General features: G+C 62.6%; 16 protein-coding genes and 1 pseudogene. 14 read left to right on the top strand and 3 right to left on the bottom strand.

Features of this window, described 5'->3' with window-relative positions:
* Positions 1-57: 57 nt before the first annotated feature.
* Genes AC4FS3_RS09860 through AC4FS3_RS09835 form a run of 6 tightly spaced genes read left to right on the top strand, consistent with a single transcriptional unit; the run spans position 58 to position 7,686 of the window.
* The gene (locus AC4FS3_RS09860) at positions 58-1,635 is read left to right on the top strand and encodes an ABC transporter substrate-binding protein (protein ID WP_491020420.1); all 1,578 of its coding nucleotides are present in this window, start codon (positions 58-60) and stop codon (positions 1,633-1,635) included.
* Positions 1,636-1,644: 9 nt separating this feature from the next.
* On the top strand, positions 1,645-2,589 hold the full coding sequence (locus tag AC4FS3_RS09855; RefSeq protein ID WP_491020419.1) for an ABC transporter permease: 945 nt from the start codon (positions 1,645-1,647) through the stop codon (positions 2,587-2,589).
* A complete protein-coding gene (locus AC4FS3_RS09850; protein ID WP_233092997.1) occupies positions 2,573-3,457 on the top strand; it encodes an ABC transporter permease in 885 nt (294 codons plus the stop codon). The genes AC4FS3_RS09855 and AC4FS3_RS09850 overlap by 17 nt, the downstream gene beginning before the upstream one ends.
* A 2-nt stretch (positions 3,458-3,459) precedes the next feature.
* Positions 3,460-4,461 (top strand): ABC transporter ATP-binding protein, encoded by a 1,002-nt coding sequence (locus tag AC4FS3_RS09845; protein WP_491020418.1) that lies wholly within the window; start codon positions 3,460-3,462, stop codon positions 4,459-4,461.
* A complete protein-coding gene (locus tag AC4FS3_RS09840) occupies positions 4,458-5,420 on the top strand; it encodes an oligopeptide/dipeptide ABC transporter ATP-binding protein (RefSeq protein WP_491020417.1) in 963 nt (320 codons plus the stop codon). The genes AC4FS3_RS09845 and AC4FS3_RS09840 overlap by 4 nt, the downstream gene beginning before the upstream one ends.
* On the top strand, positions 5,413-7,686 hold the full coding sequence (locus AC4FS3_RS09835; protein WP_491020416.1) for a S9 family peptidase: 2,274 nt from the start codon (positions 5,413-5,415) through the stop codon (positions 7,684-7,686). Before AC4FS3_RS09840 ends, AC4FS3_RS09835 begins: the two co-directional genes overlap by 8 nt.
* Before the next feature lie 171 nt (positions 7,687-7,857).
* On the opposite strand, the gene AC4FS3_RS09830 is transcribed toward AC4FS3_RS09835, so the two are convergent.
* On the bottom strand, positions 7,858-10,839 hold the full coding sequence (locus AC4FS3_RS09830; RefSeq protein WP_491020415.1) for a CapA family protein: 2,982 nt from the start codon (positions 10,837-10,839) through the stop codon (positions 7,858-7,860).
* Between the two features lie 195 nt (positions 10,840-11,034).
* Here AC4FS3_RS09830 and AC4FS3_RS09825 point away from each other — a divergent pair.
* Both AC4FS3_RS09825 and catB read left to right on the top strand, forming a co-directional pair.
* Positions 11,035-11,326 (top strand): annotated as a pseudogene (locus tag AC4FS3_RS09825) (IS5/IS1182 family transposase); the annotation flags it as partial.
* A 912-nt stretch (positions 11,327-12,238) separates the two neighbouring features.
* On the top strand, positions 12,239-12,865 hold the full coding sequence (catB, locus tag AC4FS3_RS09820; RefSeq protein ID WP_491020414.1) for a type B chloramphenicol O-acetyltransferase: 627 nt from the start codon (positions 12,239-12,241) through the stop codon (positions 12,863-12,865).
* Positions 12,866-12,937: 72 nt separating this feature from the next.
* Here catB and AC4FS3_RS09815 read toward each other — a convergent pair whose 3' ends face one another.
* Complete coding sequence (locus tag AC4FS3_RS09815; RefSeq protein ID WP_491020413.1) at positions 12,938-13,855, bottom strand: LysR substrate-binding domain-containing protein; 918 nt, start codon at positions 13,853-13,855, stop codon at positions 12,938-12,940.
* Between the two features lie 87 nt (positions 13,856-13,942).
* Here AC4FS3_RS09815 and AC4FS3_RS09810 point away from each other — a divergent pair, with 87 nt between their 5' ends.
* The 5 genes from AC4FS3_RS09810 to AC4FS3_RS09790 all read left to right on the top strand — a co-directional run bounded on the left by AC4FS3_RS09810 (position 13,943) and on the right by AC4FS3_RS09790 (position 18,776).
* Positions 13,943-14,413: a DMT family transporter gene (locus tag AC4FS3_RS09810; RefSeq protein WP_491020412.1), complete on the top strand. Its 471-nt coding sequence runs from the start codon at positions 13,943-13,945 to the stop codon at positions 14,411-14,413.
* 329 nt (positions 14,414-14,742) lie between these two features.
* Positions 14,743-15,375: a DsbA family protein gene (locus AC4FS3_RS09805; protein WP_249498910.1), complete on the top strand. Its 633-nt coding sequence runs from the start codon at positions 14,743-14,745 to the stop codon at positions 15,373-15,375.
* A 79-nt stretch (positions 15,376-15,454) separates the two neighbouring features.
* Positions 15,455-17,275 (top strand): protein-disulfide reductase DsbD, encoded by a 1,821-nt coding sequence (gene dsbD, locus AC4FS3_RS09800; protein WP_491020411.1) that lies wholly within the window; start codon positions 15,455-15,457, stop codon positions 17,273-17,275.
* A complete protein-coding gene (locus AC4FS3_RS09795) occupies positions 17,275-18,078 on the top strand; it encodes a prolipoprotein diacylglyceryl transferase family protein (RefSeq protein WP_491020410.1) in 804 nt (267 codons plus the stop codon). Before dsbD ends, AC4FS3_RS09795 begins: the two co-directional genes overlap by 1 nt.
* Positions 18,078-18,776: a L,D-transpeptidase gene (locus AC4FS3_RS09790; RefSeq protein ID WP_491020409.1), complete on the top strand. Its 699-nt coding sequence runs from the start codon at positions 18,078-18,080 to the stop codon at positions 18,774-18,776. Before AC4FS3_RS09795 ends, AC4FS3_RS09790 begins: the two co-directional genes overlap by 1 nt.
* 268 nt (positions 18,777-19,044) lie before the next feature.
* On the opposite strand, the gene AC4FS3_RS09785 is transcribed toward AC4FS3_RS09790, so the two are convergent.
* Complete coding sequence (locus AC4FS3_RS09785) at positions 19,045-19,434, bottom strand: hypothetical protein (protein ID WP_283180038.1); 390 nt, start codon at positions 19,432-19,434, stop codon at positions 19,045-19,047.
* Between the two features lie 66 nt (positions 19,435-19,500).
* Between AC4FS3_RS09785 and AC4FS3_RS09780 the strand changes: the two genes are divergently transcribed.
* A complete protein-coding gene (locus AC4FS3_RS09780) occupies positions 19,501-20,589 on the top strand; it encodes a helix-turn-helix transcriptional regulator (RefSeq protein ID WP_491020408.1) in 1,089 nt (362 codons plus the stop codon).
* The last annotated feature ends 148 nt before the right edge of the window (positions 20,590-20,737 follow it).

Here is a 20,737-nt window from a genome sequence, read left to right as displayed (position 1 = left end):
GCTGACAATCCGATAAAAAAGCATCCTCAGGATGCAAGACAGGAAGGGACCGGAACAATGACCGTGAAAGAGATGACCGGCGTATCGCGCCGTGGTTTCATCGCCTCATCACTTGCGCTCGGGGCAGCGGGGCTTGCGCTGCGCGGCCACCCGGCTTTGGCCCAGGTCAGCACGGAAGGCGGTCGCCTTCGCGCAAGGCTTTATGCCGATATCTCGAATCTCGATCCGGCCTTCTGGACTTCGGGCTCGGATGCGCTGGTGATGGAATGCATCTTCGCCTTCGCAATGCAGTTCGAGACCGGCACGAATGAATTCAACGCTTTGCCACTGGCGCTGAAAGCGCTGGATGTGATCGATGACACCCATATCGGCTTTGAGCTGAATGAGGGCATCCTCTATTCCGGCGAATATGGCGAAATGACCGCCGAGGATGCCAAATTCTCCTGGGAACGCATCGCGGATCCGGCGGTGCAATCGCCCTATGCGGCGGATTGGGCGCAGCTGGATCATGTCGAGGTGACCGGTCGCTATAGCGGCACCATCGTGCTGAAATCGCCCTTCGCGCCCTTGTTCACCACCACCCTGCCCGCAACCAGCGGCATCATCCTGCCCAAAGCCGCGATTGAGGCGGCGGGTGGTCAGTTCTCGACCGAACCGCCTGTGACCTCTGGCCCCTACCGCATCCGCGAATGGCAGCCGCGCACCCGGCTGGTTTTGGAAAAGAACCCCGATTTCACGCTGTTCGATGTCGCATTCGATGAACTCGTCCTGATCCCGATCGAAGACCCCAAGACCGCCGAGCTGGGCTTTGAAGCGGGCGATCTGGATCATGCGCAGACCTCGATCTCGTCGATCCCGCGCTTTGCTGCCGTCGCACCGAATGGCGGGCGCTTTGATGAGTTTACGGCGCTGAACTATTACTGGCTTGGCATGAATGAGGCCAATGCCGATCTGACAGATCAGAAAGTGCGCCGCGCCATCCAGCACGGGATCGACCGCGATGCGGTGGTCGAGGCCGCCTATCTGGGGGCTGCCTCGCCCGCCGCCGGGATCATCGCGCCGGGCCTTGCGGGGCACCGCGCGGAAAACACCTATAATTACGACCCCGATCTTGCCCGCAGCCTGCTGGCCGAGGCCGGGGTGCCGAATCTCAATGTCACGCTTTCAATCCAGCAGACCGCCGAAGATCTGGCCGCCGCCCAGATTATCCAGGCGCTGCTCGCCGATATCGGCGTCACCGTGCAGATTGACCAGTATGAAAGCGGCAGCTTCTGGAGCCTCGGGATCGAGGCCGATGGCGATCAGTGGAAGAGCCTGCAGCTCTTCCTCTTCAGCTTCACCATGCAACCCGATCCCAGCTGGGCCACCGCCTGGTTCACTTCGGAGCAGGTGGGCGTCTGGAACTGGCAGCGGTTCAGCAATGAGGAATTCGACCGGCTGAACCAGGAGGCCTCGACCGAGCTGGACATGGAAAAGCGGGGCGCGATGTATTTCCGCATGCAGGAGCTGATGGAGGAATCTGGCGATTTCGTCTTCCTGACCTTCGAGCCGATCGGCACCCTGACCGCCGCAGGCGTCATGCCCGCGATGCGGCCCGATGGCTGGCCGATCCTGTCGCGTTTCACAAAGGCCTGATTTCCTGCGATGCTCAGCTATCTTGCCAGGCGCATCCTTCTGTCGGTCGCGGTGGTCCTCACCGTGATCGCAGCCCTGTTTGCGATGATGCATGCCATTCCCGGTGACGCGGTCAGAACCGCGCTTGGCCCGCGCGCAAGCGAGGCCATGGTCGAGGCTTATCGCGTGAAAATGGGGCTGGATCAGCCGGTTCTCGTGCAGATCTGGCGGTTTTTCAGCACCATTTTGCAGGGGGATCTGGGCAGTGATGTCATATCGGGTGTACCGGTTGCGCGGATCATCCTCGCGCAGCTTCCCGATACGCTTTACCTCGTCGCCGGTGCGATGGTGGTCGCAGTGGCGCCCGGCATCTGGCTGGGCGTGATGTCCGCCACGCATCGCGGCAGCCTTTTTGACCGGGTGACCTCGGTCCTGTCGGTCTCGGTCATGGCGGTGCCGTCTTTCGTGATCGCGATCTATCTCCTGCTGATCTTCGCCATCCACCTGTCCTGGTTCCCCGCCATCGGCGCGGGCGAGGGTTTTGCCGACCGGCTGCACCGGCTGGTCCTGCCCTCGGTCGCGCTCGGGCTGGCCTGGATCGGCTATATCGCACGGATCCTGCGCGCCTCGATGCTGGAGGTGATGGGCGAAAACCATATCCGCACCGCCCGCGCCTTTGGACTGTCGGAGCGGCGGATCATGTTTGATTACGTGCTGCGCATCGCGCTTTTGCCGACAATCACCGTCCTTGGCATGGGGATCGGCCAGATGCTGTCCGGCGCGGTCTTTGCCGAAATCGTCTTTGGCCGCCCCGGCATCGGCAAGCTGGTCTACGATTCCATCGCAGCGCGGAATTACCCCATCGTGGTCGGCACTCTGCTGGTGACCACCGGCTTCTTCGTCCTTGTTAACCTGATTGCTGATCTGCTGATCGCCTTCCTTGACCCGAGGGTGCGCAATGTCGTCAGCCGTTGATCCCGCCACCGCAGCTGTGGTGAAAAAGCCGCGCAAGGCCCGAGGCGCAATGCGTCGCCTTGTCAGCGACCCTCTGGGGGCGCTTGGGCTCGGGCTGATCGTGGTGACGGTGCTCGCCGCCCTTGCGGCGGGGCTTTTGCCGCATGACCCGGTCAAGCTGAACCCGATGGTGCGTTTCGCCGCGCCCGGGGCCGAACACTGGCTGGGCACGGACAATCTGGGCCGCGATCTCTTTACCCGCATGCTGTATGGTGCGCGGATTGCGCTGGTGATTTCTATCGGGGCGACAGTGGCGTCACTGCTGGTCGGGCTGCTCTTCGGCGTATTGGCGGGGTTCGGACCGCGCTGGCTGGACAGTATCCTGCTTTTGCTGATGGATGCGATGAAAAGCGTGCCCACCGTCATGCTGGCACTGGTCCTGATCACATGGACGGGGCCAAGCCTCTGGGCAGTGGTTCTGGTCGTGGTGCTGGTCAATGGCCCCACCTATGCGCGGATCGTGCGCACCCAGGTCCTCGCGCTGAGGAATGCCGAATTTATCGAGGCAGAGCGCGCCCTTGGTGCCGGTTTCCTGCGCGTCGCAAGCCTGCATGTTGTCCCGAATATCATCGGCCCACTGCTGATCCTTGCGGCGATGGATATCCCGATCGTGGTCGGGATCGAGGCCGGGCTCAGCTTCCTGGGCCTTGGGGTACGCCCGCCGACGCCGTCCTGGGGCACCATCCTGTTCGATGGGTTCTCCTATATCCGCGACAGCATCTGGATGGTTGTGGCCGGTGGTCTGCCCATCGTCATCACCGCGCTAGGCTTCACCTTCCTTGGCGAGGCGCTGCGCGACACGTTTGATCCGAAACTGGCAAAGAGGTGATCATGTCCCGGGATGCCAGCGATCCGGTCCTGACGGTCAGCGGTCTGACCCTTTCCTACGACATCCCCGCAGGCGAGCTGAAGGCGCTGCGCGATGTGAACCTGTCCATCGGCAAAGGCGAGATCGTCGGGCTGGTGGGCGAAAGCGGTTCGGGAAAATCGACACTGATGCAGGCCATTCTGGGCCTCTTGCCGGGGGCTGCGCAGATCAGGTCAGGTTCAATCCGGTTCGAGGGACAGGATCTGACCGGCCTTTCCGCCAGACAGATGCGGGGGCTTTTGGGCGACCGGATTTCCGTCGTCTTCCAGGACCCGATGACCGCACTGAACCCGGTTCTGACCATCGGGCGGCAGATGATCGACATCCAGCACCGCAGCAAACTCAGCCGCCGCGAAAAACGCGCCCGCGCCATCGAGATGCTGGCCCGCGTGCGTATCCCGGACCCCGAAAGCCGGATCGACCGCTATCCGCATGAATTTTCGGGCGGAATGCGTCAGCGTGTGGCGATTGCCATGGCGCTGATGGCAAAGCCTGCGCTTCTGGTTGCGGATGAGCCGACCACGGCATTGGACGCCACGCTGGAAATCGCCACGATTGACCTCTTGCGCGAGCTGCAGTCCGAAATCGGCTGCGCGGTGCTTTTCATTACCCACCATCTGGGGGTGGTGGCTGAACTCTGTGATCGTATCGACATCATGTATGCGGGCGAGATTGTCGAAAGCGGCGCAACCGGGGCCGTCTTCCAGGACCCGCGCCATCCCTATACACAGCTGCTCTTTGGCTGCGACCCGGCGCAGATCGCCGAGCCGATGCGGCATCTGCCCTCTATCGGCGGCAATCTGCCGGATCTGACCGCGCCGCTGCCGGGCTGCATCTTTGCCTCGCGCTGCCCGCGCGCGGATGAGACCTGCACGACCGGCCATCCCGCCGATCATAAGGCCGGCCAGTCCGATCTGGTACGCTGCCATTACCGGCTGGCCCCAAGGCTGGAGATTTCCGCATGACCCCGCTTCTTTCCGTGCGCAATCTCGATGTTTCTTACCCGGTCGGCGGGCTGATGGCCAAATTGCGCGGCTCAGACCAGTTGCAGATCGTCGCCGGGGTCAGCTTTGACCTCGCCCGGGGCGAAACCATGGCGCTTGTCGGCGAAAGCGGTTCGGGCAAGACTACACTGGCCCGCGCGATTGCCGGGCTGGGCGGCCTCGTCTCGGGCGAAATCCGTTTTGACGGCGCGCCCCTCAACACCTCCGGGCGGCAGATCCGCCGCGATATCGCTTTCATATTTCAGGACGCGGTCAGCTCGCTCAGCCCGCGCCTGACGGTGCGGGCGCTGTTGCGCGAACCCTTTGCCATCCATGAAATCCAATACCCCGAAGGTGAGGTGGAGCGGCTTTTGCGTCTTGTCGGCCTGCCAGCCACCATCGCCGAACGCCGCCCGCATGAGCTTTCCGGCGGCCAGGCGCGGCGCGTTGGGGTGGCACGTGCCCTGGCCCTTAAACCGCGCCTTGTGATCGCCGATGAGCCCACCGCAGGCCTTGACGTCTCGGTGCAAAGCGAGGTGCTGAATCTGCTCAATGATCTGCGCACAAGGCTGGGGCTCTCTTTGCTGATCATCACCCATAACCTCAACATCGTGCGCCATATCGCCGACCGGATGGCGATCATGTATCTCGGCCGCTTTGTCGAAACCGGGGACACCGCGCCGGTTTTCGCGCATCCGCACCACCCCTATACGGCGGCGCTGCTTTCGGCCAATCCGATCATCGACCCCGAGGCCCGCAAGACGCGGCTTTACCTGAAGGGCGAAGTGCCCGGCCTTGTGCGGCGCCCGAAGGGTTGCGAATTCCACAGCCGTTGCCCCTTTGTGCAGGACCTGTGCCGCAGCACACCGCCGTCGCTGCGCGAGGATGGTCCTGTCAGCTATACCTGCCATTTCCCGATGGAAGCCTCCGTAAATGCCTGAATCTGCTGATCTGCGTCTGCCCCCCGAGGCCGAATCCCGCCTGCCCGCCGCCTTTCGCGCCGCCTGCCGCAACCTGACAGTGGCACCTTACTGGCTGGACACGGGTCGCTTCTGGTATCGGCGTGAGACGACGGGGCTGCCGGAATATGTGCTGGTGACAGTTACCGGTGCGCACACGCCCGCATTCGACCATGCAGCTTTGCGCGAAGCATTGCAGGATGACGCCGCATTCGCTGCGCTGATGATCCTTGTGGTCGCGGATGGTGCTGTCATCCTCGCCTCGGGACGGGATCGCTGGCGTTTCGCACAAGGTCAGCTGACCCCGCTCGCGCCCCGCCCCAATGCCGATGACGAAAGCCTGTCCCCGGATGGCCAATGGGTGCTTTACCGCGAGGCGGGCGATCTCTGGCTGCGCCCCGCAGCGGGTGGCCCGTCACGGCGGCTGACCGATACCGCAGAGCCGCATTTCGAATGGGCAAAATCGCCGGATCAGAGCCTTGAGACGGTACATCTGCAGCGCAGGGGGATCCGACTGCCGCCCGTCGCGCTCTGGTCGCCGGATTCGCGTAGGATTTTTACCTATCAGCTGGATGAGCGTGCCGTACGCCGGATCGCTCTGGTGCAGAACGTCACCGAAGATGGTGGCCCGGGCCCGATCCTGCATGAATTGCGCAATGCTTTTGCAGGTGATGAAGCCCTGCCCATCGCGCATCAGGCAGTGATTGAGGTCGACAGCGGGCGCATTGTCCCATGCGGCCCGGCAGACGTGACCGAGACCTCCGGCCTTGATAAACGCGAAGCCTGGTGGAGCCAGGACTGCACCCGCATCTTCTGGCTGGAGCATGACCGCCATGAGCGCGAGATCACCCTGATCGAAACCGACGCAGAAACCGGTGCCGCCCGCCGGGTGATCTCAGAGACATCCGCGCGGTTTGTCGACATCCATATGGCCTATGGCGGCATGCCGAATATCCGCCTGCTGGACGCCACGGATGAACTGATCTGGTTCTCGCAACGCGACGGATATGCGCATCTCTACCTCTGCCGCCTCAGCACCGGGGCGGTGATCCGGCAGATCACGGCAGGTGACTGGCCGGTGGTCGAGATCCTCGCAGTGAACCCGGACAGCCGCGAGGTGATTTTCCTCGCCAGCAGCGGTGAGAACAGCCGTGATCCCTATGCGCGGCGTATCTGTATCTCAGGCCTCGATCATGACACGATGCAGGTGCTGACGCCGGAAGCGGCAGACCATGCGCCCTTCCTGCGCGAGCTGGGCTGGGCCGAGCTGATCGAGGCAGGTGCGGGTCCTGTTCCCCGCCCCCTCTCACCCGATCTGGCGCATATCGTCGTGACCAGCGCGACCGCCGGTGATCTGGGCGAGACCCGGCTTTTGCGCATCGCGGACCATGCGGTTGTGACAGTACTGGAATGCGGCAGTTCCGATCTTGATCTGGTCACGCCGGAACGGGTCGAATTGCTGGCCGCCGATGGCAAGATGCGGTTGTTCGGGATGCTCTGGCGCCCGGTGAACATGGCAGCAGATCAACGCTGTCCGCTGCTCGACATGGTCTATCCCGGCCCGCAATGCATTCAGACCCCGCGCTCGGCGCTGCCGCATGACGAGGTCGCAAAGCTCGCAATGGTTCATGCCGCCACTGCGCTCGGTATCGCGGTTCTGATGATGGACGGGCGCGGCACGCCGTGGCGATCAAAGGCGTTTCACGATCTCTGCCATGGCAATCTGAGTGATCCGGGGTTCCTCTCGGACCATGTCGCCGCCTATCCGCAGCTGGCCAGAAATCGACCCTGGCTGGACCTGTCCCGCATCGGGATCATGGGTCATTCCGCCGGTGGTCATGCTGCAGCGCGTGCCATCCTCGCCCATCCCGGCACCTACCGCGCGGCCGTTTCCACCGCAGGCAGCCATGATCTGACCGGCTATAACCGCTGTTGGCCAGAAAAATGGCAGGGCCCTCTGGTCCGCAACCCCGATGGCAGCACAAGCTATGACAGCGCCTGCAATGCCCGTCTGGCCCATGCGTTGGAAGGTAAGCTGCTGATCGGACTTGGCGATATGGATGAAAACGTGCTGCCCGCGCTCAGCCTGCAACTTGCAGCAGCACTGACCAAAGCGGGTAAGTGCTATGACATGCTGATTGCGCCAAACGACGATCACGCCACGTTCAAAAGCAACCCCTGGGTCCAGCGCCGCCTGTTGGACTGGATCGCGCGCGCGCTGTCAGCCACTTCGGTGGACTGCAACTGACCTGATTACCGGGCCCCGGAGCGTCTGATCCCTGGGTCTGATGGCGCGCTCCTTTCTTTGGAATGAAAGGATGCGCCATGCGCACGCAAGCTGTCCTGGCAGACTGCCTGTCCGCATCCATGATCTCATCGTCGTTGGAGACCAGCAAACCTCAGATCACAGCTCTCGTCACTATCCGCTAGCCGCGGAAGAGCGCATATCCTCTCCCGCTTTGGTCAGGTGATCCACGAGTTTCCACAAACCGACACCGTTTGATGCCTTGATCAGAAGTGCGCCCTGATGGGAGATGTACCCTGGCAAACGATCAAAGACGGCAGTGACATCTGCGGCGGTTTCGGCTGCTATCCCGGCATTGTGCAGGGCCGGGCCGAGGGCGGTCATATATGCGCCGACCAGCATGACCCGGCGCGGTTTCAGCGACAGAATATCCGACAGAAGTTCTGCGTGAAGCCGCGGGCTATGTTCGCCGAGTTCAAGCATGTCGCCGAGAATAAGCGTTCTTTCTGCGGATGCATGAGCGGCAGCAAAGCTCTGGAGGGCTGCGCGCATGGACAGGGGATTGGCATTATAGGCCTCATCCTGCAGCTGGAATCTGATCGCACCGATCGACAGGCTGTGGGTCTCACCACGCCCCGCGAGCGGGCGGAATGTTTCAAACCCTTCGGCCACTTTCACGAGATCAAGCGACATCTCTGCCGCCACTGCCAGGGAGGCAAGGCTGTTGAGCGCCATATGAACGCCGCTGGCACCGATCCGGTAAGTCAGTTGGCCATGTGGGGTCTGAGCCTCGACCAGCCGCCGTGCAGGATCGTAAGACAGGAGCCGGAAGTCCGAGCCATCCGCTGCGCCAAAAGTGACCAGTTTCAGCGCGGCCTCTCTGGCGCGTTCGGCCATCTCATCGAAATGGTCGCTGCCGCTCCAGATCACTGCACTCTTTCCAGGCTGCATCCCCAGAAAAATATTCGATTTCTTGCGAGCGATATCGCCGGTGGTCTCTCCCTCGCGCAGATGGGCGGTGGTGATGTTGGTAATCACGGCAATATCGGGCGCGACACGGCGAATATGGGCCTGACCCGTGGAATTGATCGCGCTGAGAGCCGTTTCCAGGATCACCGCATCCGTTTCAGGCCGAACCGAGGCGAGATTGACCAGAATGCCGACCCTGGTGTTGTAATTGTCATATGTTGCGCGGCAGTTGATCAGAGGAGAGAGCGCGGCTTGCAGCATCGAAACCGTGGTGGTTTTGCCCGAACTGCCGGTGACGCAAACGACCTTGCCGCGCATCCGGTCACGGGCTGCGGCACCGATCTGCATCAGCGCCGCCAGTGGATCCTCCACCTGCAAAAGCGGAAATTCCGGCCGCAGCCCCGGCGGCCGTTCCCGTACCAGCGCGCCGGCCAGGCGATCCTGCAATCTGTGCAGAGAGGCGTGGCTGTCCCAGCTGTCTTTCGACACTGTGGTCATGCTTTCATGACGGTTGCGGTCCTGACGGCTGTGGGCGGCAAAAAGCACAGGCTCGGGCACAAGCGCCAGATGGGTCCGGCCTGCGACGGCTGAACGGCAGAACCAGCCCGGCGGCGGCGGGGTGATCCAGGTGCCACCGGTCAGCCCGGCGAGTTCTTCGGCACTCCATCCGGGAAGGCCTGCGGGCCTGGCGCTGCCCGGGGTCCTGGCCATCTTGCCCGAGAAGGATAGTGTGGTCGTAAGACCGGTGCGCAGCCGCCCCAGCCTTTTGAGACGGTCGAACACCGATATTTCCAGGTCGAGGACACCGTCTTCCAGCCGGGATCCCGGCGGCGGGCGTAGGCCGAAGCGCTCGTGATAGATTTCTCCCGGCTGCCAGTGCGGCGTCGGCAATCGCCAGTCGCCCGGCTCATGCGCCATGCCGCGCCCCCATACCGGCATATTACCCTTTTCGCGGGGAACAGCATGCAAAGCGATGGTCAGGCGGCGGCTGACCGGCTCTTCGGCACTCCACCAGGTTTCTACCCAGAGCATGTTGCGACTTGTAAGCCTTTCAGGACCGAGGCTGACGCCGTGAAGGGTCAAAGGTCCGATGGCGACCGGCGCGATCCTTGCGCTTTCCGGAACGGGCGGCGCAGCCAGGCGGGACCGCAGCGCAGTCAGGCGGTAATCCTGCGGTATGCGCCCGGGCGGAGAAAGCGGGATCTGAAGCCGTCCGTCCGAACCCGGAATGGTGACGGTCCCAAAGGCCGCGCATCTTTCGGCGAAATCTGCGGCGATCGAGATGGCCGCGTCTCCCTCGGCCTCTGAGGCCCGCCCCGGGGCGACGGTGACCGGTATCACTTCAATGCCGGTCACGCCTGACGGTCCAAGCTCCAGCCGGAAGACCGCACTGTCACCTCTCCCTTCGGAAAAATCACACAGGAGATTGCCGGCATCATGCAAAATCGGCCGGCCTTCAAAAATCTCGATACCCTGCAACATATGCGCCGAGGCACCAAGAACGGCATCGGCTCCGGCGCGGATCAGCGCATGGCCGGCGGCTATCTCGCCGGGGCCGGGAACCGGTTTCAGGTTCAGACCCCAATGCACCGCAACGATCACCACATCCGCATGGCGCCGCGCGGCCTGAATGCGCGGCTGCATTTCCCTTTGCCAGAGCGCAGGGTCCGAGAGCGGCAGAAACGCGTGCCCGGGCCGGTTGCCGGTCGCGGCGAATTCCGCCTGGGTGGCATCAAGTGAGAACACCGCGACGGCAAGGCCATTGCGGCAGAAAAAGCGCGGCGCAAACGCGGCCTCGCGATCCCGTCCCGAACCTGCATGGGCTATGTTTGCCAGTTCAAGCCAACAGGCCTGATCAAGCAACGCCTCGGGTCCGTAATCGCCGGAATGATTATTCGCAGTGGCAACCAGATCGACCCCTAACCTTTGAAGGACGCGGGTCATCTCAGGACGCGCGCGAAAGTAATAGGGTCCGGATTCGCTCTTATCTGCGCCCTGTTCTCCAAGATCTGAGACCACGCATTCGAGATTGACCATCCTGAGATCTGCACCGCTGAAAGACGGCAGATGGACAGCCGTTTCCCCCTCTTCGGTGCCACTCGCAAATGCGGACAGCAACAGATGTTGCCTGCGGGCGAGGCTGACATCACCACCCCAGGCAACAGTCATCCTCAGCTGATCCGGCATGGCCTGCTCCTGTGTTCTGTCTGCGCGTGCGGGGGTAATATCTGTATTGAGGTTATACCCCTTCACGCCTGGTTTGAAAGTAAGCGCAGGGATCACCCGTGGGCTTGAAATCCGAGATTGCCTCAGGCTGGTCAACGGCAAGTGAAACCTGTCGCGCATCAGAAGCCAAACACAGCATCCAATCATCAGGCCACCACGACCGAGCCCGATCCGATGCCCCGCACCAAACCCACTCCTCACAATGCCGAAGTGGACTTCAGAGGCGAGAAGCGTTCGAATGCGACCCACGCCTCGACATCGGATCCGGATGCGCGGTTTTACAAGAAAGCACCCTGCACCGGCACTGCTCTGTGTTTCATCGGTCATGGGCTTATGGAGAACCGCAGCGGGCTGATCGTCGACGCCGATCTCACCCGCGCTACGGCGCGCCGAGCGGCAGGCCGCAATCGACTTGATCCACCGCCATTCGCCGGGTTCGACACGGCGGCAACCCGCCAGCCAACCCAGATGAGAAAGCCTACCCCCAGAAAGAGCAAGGAATAAATCTCTCAGTGCCAGACTAAATCAGAACCCTACTCTCACGATCGCATTCAGCCCCTTATTCAAGGCCATTTAATCCAGCGCTGCCGGGTGCTTTTGGGTGTGGAGGTGCAGGGCAGGAGGCGGAACTGAGACAACGGTTGAGCAAGCTTTCATGCGCGGGTTGGTCTTCGCGGCGTTGATCTTACGGGCCGAGCTGGCCAGCAGACCGTAGTGCCGGATGCGGTGGAAGCCATCCCTGCTGATGACAGTTTCTTTACATCTGGCTCTTGATCAGCCGGTCATTCGGATTAACCCGTGCCGCAAAGCACATGGGGGCGATGATCGCGGTGCAGCGGATCAGATGTCGCATTGTTTCGCCGCGCGATCAGGAAGGCCGGTCCGCCCGATCTGATCATCGGCCATATCGCAATGAACAGGCCGGGGGTTGGAAAGGGCACTGTTTCAGGTCGAACGAGGCCGCTTGCCAGCCCATTCGCGGAAGGCTCTGGCAGATTGCAACGCCAATCAGGCCGCCGCCGGTTTGAATTGCGTGAGTCATGGAGGTCAGCATGGGCCGGCGGCTGCATTAGAACACCCGGTTATGTAAGGCTGCGCATCTCTCCGCGCATATGCGCCAGCCCGATTTCATGACGGGTGAAGTTGAAAGATCCGCGCCGGTTGCGATGATGCGCCGAGATATGAGAAGATCGGCGGCGTATAGGAGAGGTTCTGCCACCCCATGAAAGCCGCTCGACGAACGATCTGACACCGCCTCTGCTTTTGCTGAGGCCCGCATCGCACGCCGCTGGTCGGCAGTGCGCCGTAACCGTTTGCCCTCAGAGCAAGCGATCAGATCGATTTTCAAGTGAGACCCAATATGCAGAACGCATTCGAAAGCCCGTTCAAGGGCGTGACGCTGGACAAGCAGGTCACAAATCCGAATATCATCGTCGGGCGCTATAGCTATTACTCCGGCTATTATCATGGTCACCCCTTTGACGATTGCGCGCGCTACCTTTTGCCGGACCAGGGCGCGGACCGGCTGATCATCGGGAGTTACTGTTCGATCGGCTCCGGCGCGGCCTTCATCATGGCCGGAAACCAGGGCCACCGCGCCGACTGGATCAGCACCTTTCCGTTTTACTGGATGCCGGAAGTGCCCGCATTCGCGGGTGCCGGGAATGGTTTCCTGCCGGCCGGCGATACGGTGATTGGCAACGATGTCTGGATCGGCTCCGAGGCGATCATCATGCCGGGGGTCCGGATCGGCGATGGCGCCGTGATCGGTACCAGGACGCTGATCACCAAAGACGTCGAGCCATATGCCATCATGGGTGGAAATCCGGCCAGACTGATCCGGAAGCGGTTCGAAGACCACCTGATCGGAATGCTGCTGGAGATGCGCTGGTGGGACTGGCCGGAGGATCAGCTCAGGGCGGCGATGCCCCTTTTGACGAGCGGTGACGTCGCGGAGCTTCACCGCCGTTGGGCGCTTCAGTCCTAGTGTGACAGGCGGGCCACGTCAGCCCTTCCGGGGGCGGGCGTGGCTTTGGCACGCGATCGGACGCGCGGCCAGTCAGGGCGGATCCTGCAGCGCTGCCGGTTCAACCACATCGTGGATGCGGGCCAGCAGCCAGCGCAGCGCGGGATCCGCGCGGCGCCGTCTGGCATAGAGCGCGCTGAACGGGATCAGGGGCAGGGGAAATGGCGGTTCCAGAACCGTCAGCGGATGAACTTTGAGCGGCAGGCTGCGCCGGGCCACGGTCAGGATCAGATCGGTGCCGGGGATGACCTGAGGCGCGATGCCCCAATGCGGCAGGACAAGCGCCACGTGCCGGGGCCCATCCTGTGCATCAAGGGCCAGATCGAGCTCGGTGGCGAATTCGCCCTGCACCGCAACATGCGCATGAGCTGCCGCCCGGAATGCGTCGCGTGTCATCCCGTCCGGCAGGGGCGGTTGATGGGCGGGATCGACCACACAGACATAGCGATCCTCCAGCAGAAGGTCCTGCTCCAACGGGGCGGGCACTGCGGGGAAAACACCAAGCGCGAGGTCCAGCGTGCCATCTGTCACGCCCGCGATCATGGCTTCGCGGCTATGCTGGGTAATGATCAGCTCTATGCCGGGTGCTTCACTGCGCAGCCGTTGCATCAGCCGGGGCAGAAGAAGGCCCGCCCCATAATCCGACATGGCAAGACGAAACACATGCTCTGTGGCCGGGTCGAACCCCTCCGGCCCCAGCACACTGCGGATCTGGGCCATGGCTTCGGTCAATGGCCCCGCAAGTGCGAGGGCGCGCAGTGTCGGCAGCATCTGCCCGCCCTCACGCCGGAACAGCGGATCCCCGAGGAGGAGCCTCAACCGGCCGAGGGCATGGCTCATGGCGGGCTGGCTCATATTCAGCCGGGCCGCCGCACGCGACAGGTGCTGCTCGGCCAGCAGGGCATCCAGCACAACGAGAAGATTCAGATCGATGGAACGAAGATTATTCATGTCGAACATAGTAGGGAACTATTATAGAATTTCCCATATGCATTAAGAATGACGCATTCCGGGGCCAACCAATCAACGGAGTCCGGAATGCCAGTCCTTGTCCTTTTTCTTATTGCCCTGATTACCGGCGCGCTGGTGCCATTTCAGGGCGGAGCCAATGCCGCGCTTGGCCGGGCACTTGGTCATCCGCTCTGGGCCGCAATTGCCTCACTGATCGTCAGCCTGATCTGCATTCTGCCGGCGCTGATCGCTTTGCGGGTGCCGATGCCGGATCCGGGCGCGGCCCTGGCACAGCCGAAATGGATATGGATCGGTGGGATGGTGGGGATCATCTATGTCTCTGCGGCGATCTTTCTTATGCCGATGATGGGCGCGGCGGGTTTCATGATCGCCGTGATCGCGGGCCAGCTTATCGGATCTCTCATCATCGACCGGTTCGGGCTGACGGGGCTGGTGCCCAAACCCTTTGACCTCTGGCGGGTCCTGGGCGCAGGACTGGTTCTGGGTGGCGCGCTTTTGTTTCAATGGCCTGGTCTGTCCAGAATGGCCGGGGGTTGATGTGAAGACAGATGTCTGCCCGGGCGAAAGGCTCCAGCCCAAACCTGGTCTGTCTCTCGCACCAGGCGCCCGACATTTTAGTGGCCTTGCCTACTTGCGCGGCGGCTCGAATTTCGGGTCGCCGTCAGGCCGTCACGCAGCTTGTCATCATCTTCGATGATCAGAACCCGCATAAATCGCCTTTTGCGTTATCATTTTCTGCCAGTTGCATGGTCGGTTTAAGCCCGGCTTAAGTCCGGGCTGATTGCAGGCATCCTGCGGCAGCGATGTGCTGGTCTTGCCCCGGCGGACCGGGCCGCACCAGTCATGACCGGGTGAAGGAGCGAAACATGAAGCTGATGGACAGGCGCGGAGCGCTCAGACTCGGTCTGGCAAGCTTTGGTGCGCTCTCACTTGGAGCCCGGGCCGGTTTCGGTCATGACAACCCGATGCCGCCCGAACTGCGCGACGAGATCGAACGCCAGCCCTTTGCGCCGGTACTGGGCAATCCGGCGGGCGATATCACCCTCACCGAATTCTTCGACTACAATTGCCCGCATTGCCGGACTGCGGTTCCCGTGATGAAACGCCTGATTGCCGCCGATCCGAAGCTGCGGGTCGTGTTCCGCGAATGGCCGATCTTCGGCGAGGGCTCGTATTTCGCGACCCAGGCCTCGCTGGCCACGCTGAAGCAGGGCAGGTATTGGGAATTTCACGAGGCGCTGATGCAGATCAGGGGCAAGGCCGAGGAGACCTCGGTCATGGCGGTCGTCCGCAAGACCGGGCTCGACGAAGCGCGGCTGAAGCGCGACATGGAGAGTGCGGAAGTGCTGGGCCATATCGATCACTCGATGCAACTTGGCGATCACTTGGGCCTTGCCGGCACGCCGACCTTCATCGCGGGGCATGACGGGCTGTTTGGCGGGCAGGATCTGGCCTCATTGACCGCCCTTGTTGCACAGGCACGGCGCGACCTGCTGTAAGCCAATCGCGATTTCGTGTTTTCGACACGGGGCAGGCTTAAGTTTTGGTTAAGCCCGCCCCGGGAACTGGGGCCTCATGATGCAAAGCCTCAACTCCTCCCCCCGTATAATCCGCCTTCTGGTCCTGATCCCCCTGCTTTGGCTGTTTGTGGCCGGATCGGTCCTCGCGCAACAATTCAGCTTTCCCACCCGCAGCACCCAGCCGCTGGACCCGGAAATCGCCTTCCGGATCGAGCTTCTGGACAGCGCGGAGGGCCGGAGCGAGATCGGCTGGCAGATCGAAGATGGATATTACCTCTATCGTGAGCACATTAAGGCGGAAACGGTGGATGGCACGGCGCTTGATATCGAAACCCATGCCGGCAAGCTGAAGGAAGATCCGAATTTCGGCGCGGTGGAGGTCTATTACAACGCCGCCACGGCGGTTCTGTCGCAAGCGGGGGGCGAGGTGCGTATCACCTGGCAGGGCTGTCAGGAAGACGGGATCTGCTATGCGCCTGTGACCAGCACGCTGATGCTGGCCGACTGGTCGGGCGCGGCCCCGCCGGCTGAAAGCGCCGTGGCTGCCACACCCGCCGGCGGCAGCGGTCTGCATCTGGCCGAAGATAAAGGTCTTCTGGCCAGCCTGGCCGGACAAGGCGGCGCCGCGCTGGTGCTGCTGGCATTCTTCGGCTTTGGCCTGATGCTGGCGCTGACACCCTGCGTCTTTCCCATGGTGCCGATCCTTGCTGGCATGCTGGCGCGACAGGGCGAGACCCTGACACCGGCGCGCGGCGCGGCTTTATCCGGGGCCTATGTTCTGGCAATGGCCACCGCCTTCGCGCTTTTGGGTGCGGTGGCCGGCTGGTCCGGCCAGAATTTGCAGATCCTGCTGCAATCGCCCTGGGCGATCGGCGCGGTGGTGGCGCTGTTTCTGGCGCTGGCCCTGTCGAGCTTTGGCCTGTTCGACCTCCGGCTTCCGGCGGGGCTGACGGCCCGGCTTTCGGGCGGAGCAGGGCGGCGCGGCTCGCTTGGCGGCGCGGCGGCGCTTGGTTTCACATCGGCGCTGATCGTCGGGCCCTGTGTCACGGCGCCGCTGGCCGGTGCCTTCATCTATATCGCCCAGACCGGCGATGTGACCCTGGGCGCGGCAGCGCTGTTCATGCTGGGCCTCGGCCAGGGCGTGCCTTTGTTCCTTGCAGGCACGTTCGGCGCGAAGATCCTGCCGAAAGCCGGCGTTTGGATGGAGGCGATGCGGCGCATTTTCGGGGTGGTCTTCCTTGGCATGGCGATCTGGCTGCTGGAACGGCTGATGCCTGGCCCGGCGATCCTTCTGCTCTGGGCCGTGCTGCTGGCCGGGGTCGCGGTATTTCTGGGCGTGCTCGACCGGCCAGAATCCGGGGCAGTACCTGCGAACCGTCTGCTGCGCACCGGCGGCGTTGTCACCCTGTTTGCCGCGGCAGTTCTGGGCCTCGGCGCGGCGCTCGGTGGCACGGACCCGCTGCGCCCGCTGGCCCCGCTCTCGGTCGCGACCGGGTCTGCCCGGGCTGCGGGTCCGGATATGACATTTGCCGAGGTCACAACCACAGCCGGGCTGAGCCACGCGCTGGCCGCTGCGGATCGCCCGGCAATGGTCTATCTGACCGCTGACTGGTGCGTGACCTGCAAGAGGATCGAGCGCAACGTCATGCCCGATCCGGGCGTCACCACCGCGCTTGGCGGTTTTCTTCTCGTCAAGGCGGATGTCAGCGAGACCGGTGTCGATGCGCGGGAGCTGATGCAGATGATCGGGGCCGCCGGGCCGCCCACCATGATCTTCCTCGACCGCCATAGCCGCGAAGCCGCAGACAGCCGCCTGATCGGCACCATCGGAGCCGAAGACATCCGGGCCTCGGCAGCTCTGGTCCAGGCTGCGGACTGATGGGCGGAATTTCACTCGGGCCGCTCGCCCTTTCGGCCGAGCGCGCGCCGGTCATTGCCGGAGTCCTGGTTTTTCTGCTGGTGACGGGCCTGATCGCCCGCAAGACCGGGCCCGCCATCAGCCTTTGGGCCAGCGCGGCCGTCATCGGCGCGGCGCTCACCGCAAGGCTGGGTTTTGTTGCGCAACATGCCTCTGTCTATCTGGCCGAGCCGCTGAGCATCTTCGCACTCTGGCAGGGCGGCTTCAGCCCGCTATGGGGGATTGCGGGCTTTGCCATGGTGACGGTCTGGTATCTCCGGCGGCAGGCGGATCTTGTCTTGCCGGTTGCGGGCAGCGTGGTCATTGCATTTGCGGCCTGGAATGTCGTGCATCAGCTGGCGCGCGGGCCGGATGTAGCCTTGCCGAAAGATGTCCTGCTGTCCTCACTGTCGGGTGATCCGGTCCTGCCTGCAAACTGGCAGGGGCGGCCGATGGTCGTGAATCTCTGGACCACCTGGTGCCCGCCCTGCCGGCGCGAAATGCCGATGATGGCAGAGATTGCGGCGCAGGAAACGGCGGTCGACCTGCATTTCATCAACCAGGGCGAAGGCGCCGAAACTGTCCGCACCTATCTGTCGCAGTCGGGCATTGTCATCACGCCGGTGATGGACCCCGGCTCGCAGATGATGCGGCATTTCGGGTCCGTGGGGTTGCCCGCCACCTTGTTCATTGATGCCGATGGCCGGCTGCAAGCCGCGCATTTGGGGGAAATCTCTCGCGCGCAATTGCTGGCCGGTATCGCCTTTCTCAGGAATACGAACTGATGCTGAACCGATTTTGTCGAATGCTGATGGCGGCGGGCGCATTGGGCCTGCTTGCGGCCTGTGCCACTGCACCAGAGCCGGTTGCGCCGCCGCAACCCGAACTGCCGCCTGAGGTTGCCGCCCATTATGCCGGGCTGCAGGATGGCGGGTTCGAAGTGCCCGCCGTCCCCTCCCGATATCTGAGCGACCGCAATATCCGGCGCGAAGTGGATTACTGGACGGATGAAAAGCCAGGCACCATCATCGTCGATCCCTGGCAGCGGTTTCTCTATTATGTCCAGCCGGGAAACCGGGCGATCCGCTATGCTGTTGCAGTCGGGGATCAGGGGCGTGCATTTTCCGGAACCGCCCATATTCCCTATTCGCGGGACTGGCCCAGCTGGATCCCCACGCAGAACATGATCCGCGAGTTCCCCGAACAATATGCCCATCTGAGTGGCGGCATGAAGGGCGGCCTGATGAATCCTCTGGGGGCGAGAGCGCTATATCTGCACAAAGGCAATCGCGATACCTATTACCGGATCCATGGAACGACCGACATGGGGTCAATCGGAAATGCGACCTCTGCCGGTTGTATCCGCATGTTCCATCAGGATGTGATCGAACTGGAAACGCTCGTCCGGTCCGGCGCGCGCGTTGTCGTCCTGACCGAGGAGGAAAGCGGCAAAGGCACGACTTCTCCCGCGCAGGGAGTGTAAGAAATGCGACTTGGGAAGACCTGAATCGAAGATGGCGAAGGATCGTTCGGATATCTCTGCCCGAGCGATCTCGCGTGTCTGATCCCAGGATTTGAGGGTGCGATTGAACGCACTGGGCCTGCTTCGGTCTGAACATCGTTTTTAAACACAAGGAAGCAGGCAACAGAGCTCTTATGCTCATGCCATATTGCCCGAAACATTGCCCCGATGTCTGACACGTTCAGACATCGGTTTCTGCGGTCATCTGTGAGGCATTTGCACGATCGGCTCAGATCGCGATGTGATGGGCGTTGCAAAAGGCGCGGACCGACGCGATCCGTGCCGGATCCTGCCCTTTGCCCGGTATATTATGAAGCACGAAAGCCCCTCCCTGACCGGCGCCCAGCACGCCGCCAAAGAGAGCCGGCGGGGCGCGGCCATCCGTGACATAGCCGCAGACCGGCACCACGCCATTGCTCATTCTATAGGTCGCCCTCAGGCCGGAAAGATGGGTTGGTTGCTTCAGATAATTGTCCATCCGGGACTGGATCTGCGCCGTCTCAGCCCGGCTCAGCCGATGGTCTGAATGGGTAAGATAGCCGCCATTGTCGTCAAAACCATCGACACAGCCCGCCAGCGCGGTCAGTATAAAAGCAGCAAATACAGTCTGAAGTTTCATCTTTCTTCCTTTTGAAGTGATTTTCATTTCAACCAGAACCAGTCAAAGAAGGGATTGTCGCCGCCCATGCATGCTGCCGACGAGCTTATTCCCCTGATCTATGCCTCTCTGTTGCGAGAGACCCGTTGGGAGGAGTTCATCGGTCGTCTTGCGGCACTGGCGGATGTGGAATGCGCCACGCTTTTCTTTCATGACAGTCAGAGCGGCAGAGGCGCCGTTACCCTTCAGTCGGGCATCCCGGATGTCGCGCAACGCGATTATCTCAGCCATTACGGGGCCTTGAACCCCTGGATGTGGCAGGTCGGGCGCACCCCTGTCGGTACAGCAATCGTCGGCGAGCAGCTGGTCGCACGCGACAGGTTCCACCGGACCGAATATTACAACGACTTCCTGCGCCGCTTTGACCAGGAGACCGGGGTCGGCGTGACCATCGAGCGCACCGAAGGCCGTTTCCTGCTTCTGTCCACCCTCAGCGGAGACGTGGATGAGGAACGCAATGCCGCGCGGGCCAGGCTTCTGAGCCGCCTTGCCCCGCATCTGCGCCGCGCGTCGGAGTTTTACCGGCGCAACCATCACTCCGGCATCGGCGCTGAACTGACCGGCTGGCTGAGCGAAGCGGGCGGGGTCGGCTTTGTGCTGGTCGATCCGGTGGGCCGGGCAAGCCATGTCAGCCCCGCCGCCGAAAAATACCTGGCAGATGGCCGCGCGGCGAGCCTTGGGCCAAATGCGACGCTGCGGTTTCGCAATCCCGATATCCAGAGCGCGCTGCAACAGATGCTGCGTGGCCCGCGGGCCGTGCTGCCCGTCACCCTGCAGGATGGCGGTTTCGGGATCACCCTGATGCCGGTTGGCCAGAACGAAGGGGGCATTGCCTTCAGCGGCCAGACCGTGGCTGCCGTATTCACCCCGGTTCTGGCGCGGACCGCTGCACCGGTGCTTGAATTTGCCCGGCGCTATGGGCTGACGCCTGCCGAGACAAGGGTTCTCACCGCCATCCTTGACGGACAGCGGCCGGCTGAAATCGCGACGGCAGCCTCGCTTTCGGTCGAGACGGTGCGCAGCCAGCTGAAATCTGTCTTCTCGAAGACCGGCGCGAATGGCCAGCCCCAGCTTATCCGCATGGCCATCGGTCTGACGGACGCCGATCCCGACTGACATCACGCCTGTCCCCCCATCAGGTCTTCACCGGGTCTTGCCCTGTGCAGCCCGGCATCACCTCGCCCGTAAGGGGGGGCGAACCGCGCGCCATGTCAGTTTCCGAGGCTGTCGGGCGGGGTCTTCACCCATATGGGGGCAGCCCGCC

This window comes from Pseudogemmobacter sp. TB195, assembly GCF_058313095.1.
The sequence above is the reverse complement of the archived record's forward strand: the minus strand, read 5'-3'. Positions and strand labels throughout refer to the sequence as shown.

What these genes read in the sequence shown, in the direction of transcription:
- AC4FS3_RS09860 (WP_491020420.1), top strand. Translation starts at nt 58, where the DNA reads ATGACCGTGAAAGAGATGACCGGCGTATCGCGCCGTGGTTTCATCGCC.
- AC4FS3_RS09855 (WP_491020419.1), top strand. Translation starts at nt 1,645, where the DNA reads ATGCTCAGCTATCTTGCCAGGCGCATCCTTCTGTCGGTCGCGGTGGTC.
- AC4FS3_RS09850 (WP_233092997.1), top strand. Translation starts at nt 2,573, where the DNA reads ATGTCGTCAGCCGTTGATCCCGCCACCGCAGCTGTGGTGAAAAAGCCG.
- AC4FS3_RS09845 (WP_491020418.1), top strand. Translation starts at nt 3,460, where the DNA reads ATGTCCCGGGATGCCAGCGATCCGGTCCTGACGGTCAGCGGTCTGACC.
- AC4FS3_RS09840 (WP_491020417.1), top strand. Translation starts at nt 4,458, where the DNA reads ATGACCCCGCTTCTTTCCGTGCGCAATCTCGATGTTTCTTACCCGGTC.
- AC4FS3_RS09835 (WP_491020416.1), top strand. Translation starts at nt 5,413, where the DNA reads ATGCCTGAATCTGCTGATCTGCGTCTGCCCCCCGAGGCCGAATCCCGC.
- AC4FS3_RS09830 (WP_491020415.1), bottom strand. Translation starts at nt 10,839, where the DNA reads ATGCCGGATCAGCTGAGGATGACTGTTGCCTGGGGTGGTGATGTCAGC.
- catB (WP_491020414.1), top strand. Translation starts at nt 12,239, where the DNA reads ATGCAGAACGCATTCGAAAGCCCGTTCAAGGGCGTGACGCTGGACAAG.
- AC4FS3_RS09815 (WP_491020413.1), bottom strand. Translation starts at nt 13,855, where the DNA reads ATGAATAATCTTCGTTCCATCGATCTGAATCTTCTCGTTGTGCTGGAT.
- AC4FS3_RS09810 (WP_491020412.1), top strand. Translation starts at nt 13,943, where the DNA reads ATGCCAGTCCTTGTCCTTTTTCTTATTGCCCTGATTACCGGCGCGCTG.
- AC4FS3_RS09805 (WP_249498910.1), top strand. Translation starts at nt 14,743, where the DNA reads ATGAAGCTGATGGACAGGCGCGGAGCGCTCAGACTCGGTCTGGCAAGC.
- dsbD (WP_491020411.1), top strand. Translation starts at nt 15,455, where the DNA reads ATGCAAAGCCTCAACTCCTCCCCCCGTATAATCCGCCTTCTGGTCCTG.
- AC4FS3_RS09795 (WP_491020410.1), top strand. Translation starts at nt 17,275, where the DNA reads ATGGGCGGAATTTCACTCGGGCCGCTCGCCCTTTCGGCCGAGCGCGCG.
- AC4FS3_RS09790 (WP_491020409.1), top strand. Translation starts at nt 18,078, where the DNA reads ATGCTGAACCGATTTTGTCGAATGCTGATGGCGGCGGGCGCATTGGGC.
- AC4FS3_RS09785 (WP_283180038.1), bottom strand. Translation starts at nt 19,434, where the DNA reads ATGAAACTTCAGACTGTATTTGCTGCTTTTATACTGACCGCGCTGGCG.
- AC4FS3_RS09780 (WP_491020408.1), top strand. Translation starts at nt 19,501, where the DNA reads ATGCATGCTGCCGACGAGCTTATTCCCCTGATCTATGCCTCTCTGTTG.